Source organism: Comamonas sp. 4034, assembly GCF_050434545.1.
GTDB classification, from domain to species: Bacteria; Pseudomonadota; Gammaproteobacteria; order Burkholderiales; family Burkholderiaceae_C; genus Comamonas; species Comamonas odontotermitis.
This window is the reverse complement of the sequence record NZ_JBNDIT010000013.1, coordinates 16566-30867: the sequence shown is the minus strand read 5'-3', so window position 1 is coordinate 30867 and position 14302 is coordinate 16566. Positions and strand designations below refer to the sequence as shown.

At 63.3% G+C, this 14302-nt stretch carries 15 protein-coding genes; 12 read left to right on the top strand and 3 right to left on the bottom strand.

All coding sequences use genetic code 11. The features are described from left to right. The first annotated feature begins 128 nt into the window (after positions 1-128). The 5 genes from ychF (at position 129) to ABIE32_RS14480 (ending at position 5605) form a co-directional block, all read left to right on the top strand. A complete protein-coding gene (gene ychF, locus ABIE32_RS14500; RefSeq protein WP_184706161.1) occupies positions 129-1223 on the top strand; it encodes a redox-regulated ATPase YchF in 1095 nt (364 codons plus the stop codon). Between the two features lie 256 nt (positions 1224-1479). After that, a complete protein-coding gene (locus ABIE32_RS14495; protein ID WP_224151340.1) occupies positions 1480-2445 on the top strand; it encodes an NUDIX hydrolase in 966 nt (321 codons plus the stop codon). A gap of 270 nt (positions 2446-2715) precedes the next feature. After that, positions 2716-3585: a carboxylating nicotinate-nucleotide diphosphorylase gene (gene nadC / locus ABIE32_RS14490; RefSeq protein WP_429017210.1), complete on the top strand. Its 870-nt coding sequence runs from the start codon at positions 2716-2718 to the stop codon at positions 3583-3585. Between the two features lie 43 nt (positions 3586-3628). Further along, entirely contained in the window at positions 3629-4621 is a 993-nt protein-coding gene (locus tag ABIE32_RS14485) for a tripartite tricarboxylate transporter substrate binding protein (RefSeq protein WP_429017208.1), read from the top strand. A 282-nt stretch (positions 4622-4903) separates the two neighbouring features. Further along, a complete protein-coding gene (locus ABIE32_RS14480; protein ID WP_429017205.1) occupies positions 4904-5605 on the top strand; it encodes a hypothetical protein in 702 nt (233 codons plus the stop codon). Here the strand turns inward: ABIE32_RS14480 and ABIE32_RS14475 are convergent, their stop codons facing one another. Next, positions 5606-6148 carry a YqaA family protein gene (locus ABIE32_RS14475; protein ID WP_429017202.1) on the bottom strand — a complete coding sequence of 181 codons (543 nt, stop codon included), beginning with the start codon at positions 6146-6148 and terminating at the stop codon, positions 5606-5608. Positions 6149-6363: 215 nt separating this feature from the next. Between ABIE32_RS14475 and dusB the strand changes: the two genes are divergently transcribed. From dusB to ABIE32_RS14450, 5 genes are all read left to right on the top strand, one after another. Beyond that, positions 6364-7431 (top strand): tRNA dihydrouridine synthase DusB, encoded by a 1068-nt coding sequence (gene dusB / locus ABIE32_RS14470; RefSeq protein WP_224151344.1) that lies wholly within the window; start codon positions 6364-6366, stop codon positions 7429-7431. Then, positions 7428-7661, top strand: coding sequence for a helix-turn-helix domain-containing protein (locus ABIE32_RS14465; RefSeq protein ID WP_224151345.1), 234 nt, complete (start codon positions 7428-7430; stop codon positions 7659-7661). Before dusB ends, ABIE32_RS14465 begins: the two co-directional genes overlap by 4 nt. A gap of 75 nt (positions 7662-7736) precedes the next feature. Next, positions 7737-9335, top strand: coding sequence for a bifunctional phosphoribosylaminoimidazolecarboxamide formyltransferase/IMP cyclohydrolase (gene purH, locus ABIE32_RS14460; RefSeq protein WP_395024737.1), 1599 nt, complete (start codon positions 7737-7739; stop codon positions 9333-9335). A gap of 76 nt (positions 9336-9411) precedes the next feature. Then, positions 9412-9876, top strand: coding sequence for a c-type cytochrome (locus ABIE32_RS14455; RefSeq protein ID WP_395024738.1), 465 nt, complete (start codon positions 9412-9414; stop codon positions 9874-9876). Between the two features lie 190 nt (positions 9877-10066). After that, positions 10067-10777: a Bax inhibitor-1/YccA family protein gene (locus ABIE32_RS14450; RefSeq protein WP_395024740.1), complete on the top strand. Its 711-nt coding sequence runs from the start codon at positions 10067-10069 to the stop codon at positions 10775-10777. A gap of 103 nt (positions 10778-10880) precedes the next feature. Here ABIE32_RS14450 and hemL read toward each other — a convergent pair whose 3' ends face one another. Next, positions 10881-12179 carry a glutamate-1-semialdehyde 2,1-aminomutase gene (hemL, locus tag ABIE32_RS14445; RefSeq protein WP_429017197.1) on the bottom strand — a complete coding sequence of 433 codons (1299 nt, stop codon included), beginning with the start codon at positions 12177-12179 and terminating at the stop codon, positions 10881-10883. 165 nt (positions 12180-12344) lie between these two features. After that, a complete protein-coding gene (gene thiD / locus ABIE32_RS14440) occupies positions 12345-13250 on the bottom strand; it encodes a bifunctional hydroxymethylpyrimidine kinase/phosphomethylpyrimidine kinase (protein ID WP_429017195.1) in 906 nt (301 codons plus the stop codon). 290 nt (positions 13251-13540) lie between these two features. Between thiD and ABIE32_RS14435 the strand changes: the two genes are divergently transcribed. Together ABIE32_RS14435 and ABIE32_RS14430 are read left to right on the top strand one after the other, a co-directional pair. Continuing rightward, positions 13541-13927: a response regulator gene (locus ABIE32_RS14435; protein ID WP_184706139.1), complete on the top strand. Its 387-nt coding sequence runs from the start codon at positions 13541-13543 to the stop codon at positions 13925-13927. Between the two features lie 9 nt (positions 13928-13936). Then, positions 13937-14302, top strand: coding sequence for a response regulator (locus ABIE32_RS14430; protein WP_263434665.1), 366 nt, complete (start codon positions 13937-13939; stop codon positions 14300-14302).

Genomic DNA, 14302 nt, shown 5'->3' with positions numbered 1-14302 from the left:
TGTTTTTGAATTGCTGCCGCCTGCGCTGCGGGTGGCGGTGAAGCGTCTGAATATGCCCCAGTGCCGCCCGCAAAACCGCTTCGGCTTAAAATGCCGGGTTTGTCCGAAAGAATAGAGAAAGCACTGCCATGAGCCTCAAATGCGGCATCGTCGGTTTGCCAAACGTTGGCAAGTCCACCCTTTTTAATGCGTTGACCAAGGCTGGAATTGCCGCCGAGAACTATCCTTTCTGCACCATCGAACCCAACACTGGCGTGGTGGAAGTGCCCGACCCGCGCCTGGACGAGCTCTCGAAGATCGTCGAGCCCGAGCGTGTCGTTCCCGCCATCGTCGAGTTTGTGGACATTGCGGGCCTCGTGGCTGGCGCCTCCAAGGGCGAAGGCCTGGGCAACCAGTTTCTGGCCCACATCCGCGAAACCGACGCCATCGTGAACGTGGTGCGCTGCTTTGAAGACCCCAACGTGATCCACGTGGCCAACAAGGTCGACCCGATTGCCGATATCGAAGTCATCCAGACCGAGCTGTGCCTGGCAGACCTCGCCACCGTCGAAAAAGCGCTCAACCGCTACAGCAAGGCAGCCAAGTCGGGCAACGACAAGGAAGCGGCCAAGCTCGTCTCGCTGCTCACGCCCATCCAGGCTGTGCTCAACGAAGGCAAGCCTGCCCGCATCGTGCCCGTGTCCAAAGAGGACGCGCCCCTGCTCAAGCAGTTCTGCCTGATCACCGCCAAGCCTGCCATGTTTGTGGGCAACGTCAGCGAAGACGGCTTTGAGAACAACCCGCTGCTCGACAGCCTCAAAGCCTACGCCGAAGCCCAGGGCGCGCCCGTGGTGGCGATCTGCGCCAAGATCGAGGCCGAAATGTCGGAAATGAGCGACGAAGACCGCGACATGTTCCTTGAAGAAATGGGCCTGGAAGAGCCCGGCCTCAACCGCCTGATCCGCGCTGGCTTCAAGCTGCTGGGGTTGCAGACCTACTTCACCGCAGGTGTGAAGGAAGTGCGCGCCTGGACCGTGCCCGTGGGCGCCACCGCCCCGCAGGCTGCCGGCGTGATCCACGGCGACTTCGAGCGCGGCTTCATCCGTGCGCAGACCATCTCGTTCGACGACTACATCCAGTTCAAGGGTGAGCAGGGCGCCAAGGAAGCGGGCAAGATGCGCGCCGAAGGCAAGGAATACATCGTCAAGGACGGCGATGTGCTGAACTTCCTGTTCAACGTCTGATTGAACCTGCCATTGAACTGTCAGCGCATGGCCCCTGCGCTGGTGGTACGGCCCCACAAAGCCCGCTGCATTGCCAGCGGGCTTTTTGTTGGCGGGCGGGCGCGGCGCAATGCCGCTGCAAGCCGTTATAAGATAGCCTTTGACCGCGCGGAGAGCCTCTTCGCCATCCCTTGCGACCTCTGCGCCATCGCGCGGTCCGAGCCATCCCAACGAATTTCCGAGAAAGTCCTGCCTGGTGACACCATCCGCCGCTGCCATGAATGCCGTTGCACCTACCGCGCCAAGCGCTGCCGAGCGCGAGCAGCATTCGGTGCAGGCCGATCTGGTGGCGGTGCTGGTGGCGGTGACGGGCGGCGAGCCGCGCATCCTGACCACGCATGGCGGTGACGCCCTGCCTGCGGGGCCGTTCACCGCCAACCACCGCTCGCTGCAGGCCAGTCTGCGGGCCTGGGTGGAGACGCAAACCCACCACCCGCTCGGCTTTGTCGAGCAACTCTACACCTTTGCCGACCGCGACCGCTCGCAGGAGGTGGGCATGCGCGCCATCTCCATCAGCTACCTGGCGCTGACGCGCGAGCTGGATGACGCGGGGGATGCCCAGCCGGGCTGGCAGGACTGGTACCGCTATTTCCCCTGGGAGGACTGGCGCAGCGGCGCGCCCGACATTCTCAGCCAGTGCATTGCGCCCGCCTTGCGCGCATGGAGTAATGATGCTCCTGAAAATATAGCTAAAAGCGCTCGATGGGAGCGCGCTAGCGTCACTTTTGGCCTGGAGGGCAGCGATTGGAACGAAGAACTGGTGCTGCAGCGCTACGAACTGCTTTTTGAAGCTGGCCTGGTGGCCGAAGCCTGGCGCGACGGCGTGGCCGCCCCCGCAGGCCGCCAACTGCTGGGTGCAGCCATGCGCAACGACCACCGCCGCATTCTGGCCACCGGCATGGCGCGCCTGCGGGCCAAGATCAAGTACCGCCCCGTGGTTTTTGAGCTGATGGCGGACAGCTTTTCGCTGTTGCAACTGCAGCAGACCGTGGAGGCCTTGGCCGGGCGCAGCCTGCACAAGCAGAACTTTCGCCGTTTGATCGAGCAGCAGGCCCTGGTGGAAGACACCGGCCACATGAGCACGGTGGGCGCGGGCCGGCCCGCCAAACTGTTCCGCTTTCGTCGCAATGTGCTGATGGAGCGGGCCATTGCCGGAAACAAGCTGCCCCTGGCGCGCAGCTGATCACTATTTTATTCAAAAAAGATAGCTGCTAGCGTATGCTGGTTGGCTGCTGAAGCCATATTTAACTGCTATTTCTGCACCTGCACTGCAGGCCGATGCGGTAGACGATAGATGCGCGCCTGCAGTTGCCAAAACGGTCGTCCGCAGGGTATGGGTTCGGATGCGCTCAAAAGGACAAGCCTTGACAATATTTATGCTCATATTTAGCATAAGTGAATGCGCAACGAACAAGGCTCGTCGCGCCCCTTTTTTACCCTTTAAATACTCAAAATGAGCATTAATAAGACAGCCGCACTGCCCGTACCTCCCTTGCCTGATGTGATGCTGGAGCCGATGGTGCGCATGGCCCTGCTCGAAGACCTGGGCCGCGCTGGCGATCTGACGACCGACACCATCGTGCCCGCCGATGCCAAGGACAGCCTGCGCCTCGTGGCGCGGCAGGAGGGCGTATTGGCGGGGCTGGATCTGGCGCGGCTGGCCTTTCATCTGCTCGACAGTGGCCTGGTGTTCGAGCCGCTGTGCGGTGATGGCACGGTGCTGGCGCCGGGAATGGAGATCGCGCGCATCAGCGGCAAGAGCCGCGCCATTCTGACGGCTGAACGCACGGCGCTGAACTATCTGTGCCACCTGAGCGGCGTGGCCAGCGCTACCTATTCGATTGCCCAGGCCATTCGGCCCTACGGCACGCGGGTCACCTGCACGCGCAAGACCATGCCGGGCCTGCGCGCGCTGCAGAAATACGCGGTGCGCGTGGGTGGCGGCAGCAACCACCGCTTCGGTCTGGACGATGCCGTGCTCATCAAGGACAACCACATTGCCCTGGCAGGCGATGTGGCCACCGCCGTGGGCCGCGCGCGGGCGGGCGTGGGCCACATGGTGAAGATCGAGCTGGAAGTGGACACGCTCGCGCAGCTGGAATCCGCCCTGCAACTGGGCGTTGACGTGGTGCTGCTGGACAACATGGACCTGGAGACGCTGCGCACGGCTGTGGCCATGTGCAAAGGCAAGGCGGTGACCGAGGCCTCGGGCCGCATCACGCCCGAGACCGCGCCGCACGTGGCCGCAACCGGGGTGGACCAGATCGCCGTGGGCTGGCTGACGCACAGCGCCAAGGTGCTGGATATCGGCCTCGACGCCTGAACCTGCCGCAGCGCAGCACACCAACCTTGCAAGGAGGCGCACCATGCCCCGATTTCCCAAACGCATTTCCTGGTGGTGGGTCGCAGCCGCCACGGCGGCCTGCATGGCCGCAGGCCTGTGGCTGGGCGGCAGCACCATGGCGGCGGCCCGTTTTGACCGGCCGATCACCATCGTCGTGACCTTTCCGCCCGGTGGGGGCACCGATCTGCTGGCACGCAAGCTGGGCGCCGCCCTGCAGCAGCGCATTGGCCAGAGCGTGGTGGTGGAAAACCGGCCCGGTGCCAGCGGCAACATTGGCGCGCGCCATGTGGCCGAAGCGGTGGGCGACGGCGCCACATTGTTGATGGTGAACAGCTCGTTTGCCATCAACCCGGCGGTCTACCAGCAGCTCGATTTTGACCCGCGACAAGATTTCAAGGCGGTCTTCAACGTGGGCACGATTGCCTCGGTGCTGGTGGTGCCGCAGGCAAGCGCGCTGCACAGCCTGGCCGATGCGCGGGCCGCTGCGCAAGTGCAGGATCTGCCGTTTGCATCGTGCGGCAACGGCACGCCGCAGCACATGGCTGGCGAAATGCTGGCGCAGGCCGCGCAAGTGCATTTGCAGCATGTGCCCTACAAGGGCTGCGGGCCGGCCATCACGGCGATTGCGGCAGGCCAGGTGCCCCTGGGCGTGGTGACGGCCAGCAGCGCTGCGCCGCTGATCGAAGCGGGCCGCGTGCGGGCCATTGCCATCACCGCGCCCCAGCGCCTTGCGCAGTGGCCGCTGGTGCCCACGGTGGCCGAGCAAGGCGTGGCCGGGTTTGCCGTGGAGCAGTGGCATGGCCTGCTCGCGCCCGCCGCTACTGGCGATGCCCTGGTGCAGCGCATGCACGCCGTGCTCGCGCAGATTCTGGCGGAGCCCGCCATGCAGCAATCGCTGCGGGAACAGGGCTATACGCCGGTGCAGCAAAGCGCGGCGCAGTTTGGCCAGGTCATCGCGGCCGATATCGACCGCTATGGTGCTGTGGCACGGCAGTTGGGCTTGCGGGTGGATTAGGCGGGCGTTGACGCGGAAGGCCTTTGTGGCGGGACGGTTCGGCATCGCCATTCCCCGCCCTACGCCAGGAATGTGTCATCCGTATGGCATGTGGGTGGCATCTGAGTGGAGGGGCTGGCGCTGTTGCTGTTTGGTGCCATGCGTCTGCAGACGCTGCAGAAACCTGTACGCGCTCCCTATAATCCGCGCCAAATCAATCAAGGAATCACGCGTGCGGCGCGGTGCGTGACTGGTGGGCGGACGGGCCGGGCACGCTGGCTGCAGATGCGCGAAGGAGTTTTTATGCGTTGGACCCCCTGGATGCATGGCCTGGTGGCTGCTGTGTGCGCCGCCCCGTTGATGGCCCATGCGGCCCGCCCGATGAACACGGACGATGCGCGGGTGGTGGATGACAAGTCGTGCCAGCTGGAGAGCTGGGCCAAGCGCACCGATGGCCATACCGAGCTGTGGGCGCAGCCCGCCTGCAACTTCACAGGCAACCTGGAGGTGACGCTGGGCGGCGCGTGGACGCGCGAGGACGGTGGCACGCGGCGCAGTGCGCAATTGATCCAGGGCAAGACCCTGTTCAAACCGCTGGAAACCAATGGCTGGGGCTATGGCCTGGCCGCTGGTGTGTCGCGCGATCCGCGCCCGGGCTCGGGCGGCGGCCGCGATACCTATGCCTATGTGCCTGTCAGCTTTTCGTTTGCCGACGACAAGCTGGTGCTGCACACCAATGTGGGCTGGCTGCGGGAGCAGGGCACGCACAACAACCGCCTCACCTGGGGCCTGGGCTCCGAGACGCAGCTGTCGGGCAGCAACTGGCTGGTGGCAGAGACCTACCGCCAGGGCGTGGGCAAGCCGTATTACCAGGTGGGCCTGCGCCACTGGCTGGTGCCCGACCGGGTGCAGGTGGACGCCACCTACGGCAACCGCTTTGGCGGCGAGGGCGGCCACTGGGTTTCCATCGGCCTGCGCCTGCTTTCGCCGAAGTTTCTGCCCTGATCAGCCAGTGAGCGAGCCTGCGGGCCAGAAGTGCAGGATGGTGGCGGTCATGACGAGGTAGCGCATGAATTTGCCGATGGCCATATAGAAGACGCAGGGCCAGAACGGCAGGCGCAGCCAGCCTGCAACGGCGCAGATCGGATCGCCCACCACCGGCAGCCAGCTCAGCAGGCAGGCCTTGGCGCCAAACTTGCGCAGCCAGACGCGGGCCATGCGCTGGTGGCGGCTGCGCTGGTGCGGGGCCTGGGCGGACGCGGCGTCGTCACCCACTTGCACGGGGTCGTTCGCATGGCGCAGGCTGCGCGCCTTGCGCCATGCCTTGTGTGCCAGCATGCCGGTCCACCAACTGATGGCGCCACCCAGGGTGTTGCCCGCCGTCGCCACCAGAATGGCCTGCCAGAACAGATCGGGGTTGAGCTGCAGCAGGCCCGCCACGGCAGGCTCGGACCCCAGCGGCAGCAGCGTTGCCGATATCAGCGCCACGATAAAGACGGTGCTGAGCCCGAACTGGGGCAGGGCCAGCCATTGCAGCAGTTGATGCATCCACACTTCCATGCGCGCCAGTGTAGCCCGCAGCTCTGGCGTGAGGGCTTTTCATGCTGCCGAGGCCCTGCAACGAAAAAATAACAGGACGAATACGGTGTCAACCGGGTTGATTTGGTGCTTGCTGATTTTTTGAGCAGGTACAATCGCTCTCTTCCCCAAACCATTCAAGCTACGGCGCCCCTGTTTTTGGAGCGCGCTTTTGTCTTTTCCCCATGTCCGTGCGCATCGGTTCCTATCAATTGGCCAACAACGTGTTTGTGGCACCCATGGCGGGTGTGACGGACCGGCCCTTCCGCCAGCTGTGCAAGGCGTTGGGGGCAGGCTATGCGGTCAGCGAGATGGTGACGAGCCGCAAGGACCTGTGGGACAGCTTGAAGACCAGCCGCCGTGCCAACCACGCGGGCGAGCCGGGGCCGATCTCCGTGCAGATCGCTGGCACCGATGCGCTCATGATGGCCGAGGCGGCGGTCTACAACATCGAGCGCGGCGCGCAGATCATCGACATCAACATGGGTTGCCCGGCCAAGAAGGTGTGCAACAAATGGGCGGGGTCGGCGCTGATGCAGAACGAGCCGCTGGCGGTGGAGATCGCCGCCGCGGTGGTGGAGGCGGCAGCGCCGTTCAAGGTGCCTGTCACCCTCAAGATGCGCACCGGCTGGAGCGACGAGCACAGGAACGCCATCACGCTGGCGCAGCAGTTCGAGCAGGTCGGCATCCAGATGCTGACTGTGCATGGCCGCACGCGCGAGCAGGGCTACAAAGGTTTTGCCGAGTACGACACGATCCGCGCCGTCAAGGCGGCCGTGGGCGTGCCCGTGGTGGCCAATGGCGACATCACCAGCCCCGAGAAGGCGCGCGATGTGCTCGCCTACACCGGTGCAGATGCCGTGATGGTGGGGCGGGCTGCCCAGGGGCGGCCCTGGATTTTTCGGGAAATCGTGCACTTTCTGCAGACGGGCGAGCACCTGGCACCGCCCTTGGTGGCCGAGCTGCGCAGGCACCTGCTGGCGCACCTGCAGCACCACTATGCGCTGTACGGAGAGAGCACAGGTGTGCGCTCTGCGCGCAAGCACATCGCATGGTATGTGCGCGATCTGCCCGGAGGGGACGCGTTTCGGCGCGAGATGAATCTAATAGAGAACAGCGCTGCGCAATGGCAGGCGGTGGCCGATTATCTGGATGCCCTGGGGCAGCAGATGGATCGCCTGCCTGTTAGTGCGGCAGCGCCAGTGGCCGGCGAGGGAGCCGATGCCCCAGCAACAACGAGTGATTGTGTATGAGCAAGACGACGATTGAGCAGTCCGTGCGCGAAAGCCTGCAGACGTATTTTCATGATCTGGAAGGCGAAGTGCCGGACCGCGTGTACGAGATGGTGGTGCGCATGGTGGAGCGCCCCATGCTGGAAGTGGTGATGAACCACGCAGACAACAACCAGTCGCGCGCGGCCGAATGGCTGGGCCTGAACCGCAACACCCTGCGCAAGAAGCTGGTTGAGCACAAGATGCTTTGAAATCTATCAAATTTATAGCAGCTTGCGCAATCAGTGCAAGCGCTAGAGCCTGTTTTTATCTATAGAGTGATTGCCATGAAAGCACTGATTTCCGTTTCTGACAAGACCGGCATTGTGGAGTTTGCGCAGGCGCTGCACGGCCTGGGCGTGCAACTGCTGTCCACCGGCGGCACGGCCAAGCTGCTGGCGGGCGTGGGCCTGCCGGTGACTGAGGTGGCTGAGGTGACCCAGTTCCCCGAGATGCTGGATGGCCGCGTCAAGACCCTGCACCCCAAGGTGCATGGCGGTCTGCTGGCGCGCCGCGAGTTGCCCGAGCACATGGCAGCCCTGAAGGAACACGGCATCGAGACCATCGATCTGCTGGTGGTGAACCTCTATCCGTTCGAGGCCACTGTGGCCAAGGCAGGCTGCACGCTGGCCGACGCTATCGAAAACATCGACATTGGTGGCCCGGCCATGGTGCGCTCTGCCGCCAAGAACTGGAAGGATGTGGGCGTGGTCACGGCTGCCGACCAGTACGACGCCGTGCTGGCTGAGCTCAAGGGCGCGGGCAAGCTGTCCGACAAGCTGCGCTTTGCGCTGTCCGTGGCTGCCTTCAACCGCATCGCCCAGTACGATGGTGCGATCAGCGATTACTTGTCGAGCGTCAAGTTTGAAGAAGAGAAGCTGAGCGAAGCATATGTGCCCGAGCGCGCACTGTTCGCCGGCCAGAGCAATGGCCACTTCATCAAGGTACAGGACCTGCGCTACGGCGAAAACAGCCACCAGCAGGCAGCGCTGTACCGCGACCTGTATCCCGCCCCCGGCTCGCTGGTGACCGGCGTGCAGCTGCAGGGCAAGGAGCTCTCTTACAACAACATCGCCGACGCCGATGCTGCCTGGGAGTGCGTCAAGAGCTTTGACGTGCCCGCCTGCGTGATCGTCAAGCACGCCAACCCCTGCGGCGTAGCCATCGGCAAGGATGCGCACGAAGCCTATGCCAAGGCCTTCCAGACCGACCCCACCAGTGCGTTTGGCGGCATCATCGCCTTCAACCGCACTGTGGACAAGGCTGCGGCCGAAGCCGTCTCCAAGCAGTTCGTTGAAGTGCTGATGGCGCCTGACTTCAGCGCCGAGGCGCTGGAAATCTTCAAGGCCAAGGTCAATGTGCGCCTGATGAAGATCGCCTTGCCCGCCGGCGGCGAGCGCGCCTGGGACCAAGGCCGCAACGCCGTCGAATCCAAGCGCGTGGGCTCGGGCCTGCTGCTGCAGACCGCAGACAACCATGAACTGCAGCTGGCCGAGCTGAAGGTCGTCACCGTCAAGCAGCCCACCCCCGAGGAGCTGAACGACCTGCTGTTCGCCTGGAAGGTGGCCAAGTACGTCAAGTCCAACGCCATCGTGTTCTGCAAGAACGGCATGACCATGGGTGTAGGCGCGGGCCAGATGTCGCGCCTGGATTCGGCACGCATCGCCTCTATCAAGGCCGATGCCGCCAAGCTGTCGCTGCAGAACACCGTGGTGGCGAGCGACGCCTTCTTCCCGTTCCGCGACGGCCTGGATGTGGTGGTGGATGCGGGCGCAACCTGTGTGGCCCAGCCCGGCGGCTCGATGCGCGACCAGGAAGTGATCGACGCCGCCAATGAGCGCGGCGTGGCCATGGTGTTCACCGGCGTGCGCCACTTCCGGCATTGATTGATCGTGCGCCGCTGGGCGGTCTTCCTGAAGGAGGGCTGCCTCGTGGCGGTTCGGCGTATCAATTGAGGAAGCCATGAGCGATACACGAGAAGAGAGAGACGAACAGCCCCGCCGCTCGCGCTGGTGGGGCGTGGTGATTGTGGGTTTTGCGCTGGTGGTGGGGCTGGGGATGTTCAACATCGGGCGCCTGATCCTGCGGCCCAAGCCGGAGGTGGTGGCGGTCGAGCAAACCATTGCGGCCAGCCCTGCTCTGCAGCGGGGGCGCGATCTGGTGACGAAAAGCAGCGACTGCATGCGCTGCCACACCATGGATCTGGATGTGGTGGGCCCCGGTTTCATGACCATTGCCAAACGCTACGGCGACCGGCCCGACGGGGTTCAGTACCTGGCGGGCAAGATCCGCGAGGGCAGCGTGGGGGAGTGGGGCCGTGTGGTGATGCCCCGCCACCCGCAGATCACGCAGGAGCAGGCCGAGTTGATGGCCGGCTGGTTGATGGCGCTCAAGCCATCAGCCAAGCCGGAGGCTGGCAAGCCTTGAGACCCCCGATCCCGCCCACAGGCCCGCAAGATGCGGGCTTTTTTTCTGCGTGCCGGTCCATGCAGGCAGCAATGCCCGTACGGCATGGCTGAAAAGCCTGTACTTTTGTAAAGCAAATCTGCGATACTGCGGCGCACAAGGGGGCAACGATCGGTGCCCCCTGCAACGCAGAGAAACCGAAGGAGGACGCATGAACTTTCCCGAATACGCCGGCCACGGCGGTGGAGTGCCCGAGGCGCAGACCCGCGGCCAATTTATCAAGGCTGCCTACAGCTATCTGGCTGTTGCCGTGCTGCTGTTTGCCGTACTGTCGTTTGGCCTGTATGCGAGCGGCGCATCGTTTGCCATGCTCAAGATGCTGGGCGCCAGCAAGTGGGCCTGGCTGGGCGTGATGGGTGCATTCATGGTGGTGGGCTGGCTTGCCACCAATGCGGCAGACAATTCCGAGAGCAACAGCGTGCAGATGCTGGCGCTGGGTGGCTATGTGGTCGCAGAGTCGCTGATTTTTGCGCCGATGCTGGCCATGGCAAGCATCATCGCTCCTGGTGCCATTCAGGCAGCAGCCATTGCCACCCTGGCCTTGGTGGCGGGCCTGACCTTTACCGCTTTCACCAGCAAGACCGATTTCTCCTTCCTGGGCGGTTTTCTGAAGATTGGTGGTCTGGTGGCCATCGGCGTCATCATCGCGGGCGTGCTGTTCGGCTTCAAGCTGGGCGTGTGGTTCTCCGGTGCCATGATCCTGTTCGCTGGCGCCTGCGTGCTGTATGACACCTCGCAGATCATCCACCACTACCCCGCAGACCGTCCTGCAGGCGCTGCATTGCACCTGTTCGCATCGGTGGCGCTGCTGTTCTGGTACGTGCTGCGCCTGATCATGTCCCTCACCGGCAACGACGACTGAGCGGCGTTTTCTTCATGAACAAAGCCCCGGCATGCCGGGGCTTTGTTTTGCTCTCTCTTTAAGAGCTATTGGCGCTTGCCAGAAAAGCGCCAAGGCCGGATTTTTATAGTGTTTTGAACACTTCGCGGGCGGCTTCCACCGTCGAGGCGATGTCCGCATCGGTGTGCGCGCTGCTGACAAAGCCGGCTTCGTACAGCGCGGGCGCAAAGTAGTGGCCGCGCGCGAGCATGCCGTGGAAGAACTTGTTGAACAGCGGCTTGTCGCTCTTCATCACGGCGTCGTAGTTGCTGGGCAGCTCGGGCAGCAGGAAGAAGCCGAACAGGCCGCCCTGGTGGTCCACGCAGAAAGGAACGCCGGCGGCATCGGCTTCGGCCTTGATACCGGTCATCAGCTTGCCAGTCTGGGCGTGCAGGCGGTCATGAAAGCCCGGCTGGCTGATCAGCTCCAGCGTCTTGAGGCCGCAGGCCGTGGCAATCGGGTTACCTGAGAGGGTGCCTGCCTGGTAGACCGGGCCCAGGGGCGAGAGTTTTTCCATGATTTCGCGGCGCGCGCCGAAGGCGGCCATCGGCATGCCGCCGCCGATCACCTTGCCCATGACCGTGATATCAGGCCGGAAGCCCGGGATCTGCTGCGCATAGATGCTTTGCGCGCCGCCCAGGGCCACACGGAAGCCCGTCATCACCTCGTCGTAGATCATCAGCGCGCCGTGTGCGTCGCACAACTGGCGGATGCGCAGGGTGAATTCGGGCGTGGCGCGCACGAAATTCATGTTGCCCGCAATCGGCTCCATCATCACGCAGGCAATCTGGCCCTCATACTTGGCAAAGGCCTCTTCGAGCTGGGCGATGTCGTTGTATTCCAGTACGACGGTGTCCTGCACCACCTCGGCCGGCACACCGGCCGACGACGAGGCGCCAAAGGTGGCCAGGCCCGAGCCCGCCTTGACGAGCAGCGCATCGGCGTGGCCGTGGTAGCAGCCGTTGAACTTGATGAGCTTGTTGCGGCCGGTGTAACCCCGCGCCAGGCGGATGGCGCTCATGCCGGCTTCGGTGCCGGAGCTGACCAGGCGCACCATGTCCATCGACGGAATGAGCTTGAGAATGGCCTCGGACAGCGCCACTTCGCGCTCGGTCGGTGCGCCGAAGGAGAAACCATCCAGCAGGGCGGCCTGCACGGCCTGCACCACATCGGCCTGGCCATGGCCCAGGATCATCGGCCCCCAGGAGCCGATGTAGTCCACATACTGTTTGCCGTTGGCATCCCACAGGTAGGCGCCTTGGGCGCGTGCAATGAAGGGCGGGGTACCGCCCACGGCATTGAAGGCGCGCACGGGCGAGTTGACGCCGCCGGGAATCACCTGGCGTGCGCGTTCAAACAATTGGGCGTTTTTATCGATGGTCATAGCGGGTCAGAGGAGAGTTCGCCGCTGATTGTCGGCCAACCAGCGGAGAGGGGCTGTCAAACCGGGGGTACCGCAGCGGGATGCATTGTTTTACCCCCGGCGGGGTGACGGCAACAGACGCCACCCGATTCCAACAGATGACATCAGGTGGTAACAATCAGACAATCAGGTCGCGCTGGCAGCGTCGTCCGGGTCCGCGTCTTCGTCATCATCGGCATGTACCCAGAACAGGCGATCCGGAATCGTCTTGCCCATGCCGGGGCGCAAGCCCCCTTCCAGGCATTTGTCGAGGTAGGTCATCGCTTCTGCCGTGGCGTCGCTCAATGGGACTTCAGTGGCCAAGAGGGCGGCCAGTGCGGCGCTCAGGGTGTCGCCAGCGCCCAGGTACTCGGTTTCGAACAGCTCGAATTCGCCGCTGCCGTAGATGGTGTCGGAGGAGGCCAGCACGTTTTCCACATGCTGGTCCTTGCGGGGAATGCCGGTAACCAGCACAAAGGGCACCCCGTGTTCGGCGGCGGCCCGGGCAATGTCGCGCGGCGTGGGCGGGTGTTCGGAGGTGCGGTCCGGCACCAGCCAGCGCCACAGCAGGCCATAGGCGCCCACCAGCACGGTCACCTGGGGCAGCAGCAGCTCTTCATAGGCATCCAGGTAATCCTCGATCAGCGCGCCATCCCACCAGGCCATGCTGGAGACATAGGCAACCACCGGAATATCCGGATAGTCATTGGTCACTTCTGCGCAAACCCGCACGTTGCCTATCGATCCCAGAAAACCGATCTTGATGGCGCGGATGGGGATGTCCTGCAGAACCGTCTGGGCTTGATGTTGCACTGCATCATCAGGCAGCGCGTAGAAATCGAGGGTATCGAGGGTGTCGCGCACCAGGGTGCCCGTCGCCACGGTGCAGGGGTGCCCTCCCATGGAGGCTACGGCGAGGCTGTCGCCGTTGATGCCGCCAGCGCCAATCGGGTCGTTGGCGTTGACGCACAGGATGCTGACGGTGTCGATGGAGGCGGCGAGGGTGCTGTCACTGGCGCTGGATTCGGGCACAGATGTCAAAGGAGATGTCATAGGTCAATAGGGTATGGCACAGTGCCGCAAGAACCACAACCAACCGTGTTGAAAAGCTACAATCGTTGCATTCTATTTAAAGGCTATGTAAGCTTTTCAAGATTAAGAGCAGGGGCGACGGGTCCAGTGTACGCGTTGTGGTGCAAAATGCGCCAAAACGGGCGCCGTTCCGTCGAAAGAAAAATCGCATACATGCGATTCACATTTATGCGAGCCGGGTGGGAGGGGTGTTGTCAGCCTTCGCTGCCGTGTGCATTTGCATTTCACACTTTAGGTGAGGAGAGTGGCCGGTGACAGCATCCGCAGAAAATTTCAAGGTCCTGGTGGTTGACGACAGCAACACCATTCGCCGCAGTGCCGAGATATTCCTCAAGCAGGGTGGCTATGAAGTGCTGCTGGCGGAAGACGGCTTTGATGCACTTTCCAAGATCAACGATTTCAAGCCGGACATGGTGTTTTGCGACATCCTGATGCCCAAGCTGGATGGCTACCAGACCTGCGCCATCGTCAAGCGCAATGAATCCTTTGCCTCCACGCCTGTGGTCATGCTGTCGTCCAAGGACGGCGTGTTCGACAAGGCCCGGGGCCGCATGGTGGGTTGCGAAGACTACCTCACCAAACCATTTACCAAAGACCAATTGCTGGAAACCGTCGGGCGCTTCGTCGCTGTGCGGTAAGGAGGGGCTGTGCCTATTCAAAAAGTTTTAATCGTCGACGACTCCAAAACCGAGTTGATGTTCCTGAGCGACCTGTTGATGCGCCACGGCATGGTGGTGCGCACGGCCCAGAACTCGGATGAGGCGATGCAGCGCCTGGCAGAAGAGCGCCCTGACCTGATCCTGATGGATGTGGTCATGCCCGGGCAAAATGGCTTCCAGCTCACGCGCTCGATCACGCGCAACCCGGATTACGCGGACATTCCGATCATCATGTGCACCAGCAAGAACCAGGAAACCGACCGCGTCTGGGGCATGCGCCAGGGCGCACGCGGCTACGTGACCAAACCGGTGGACCCGGCCGAGCTCAAGGCCAAGATCGAGGCATTGGGTTAA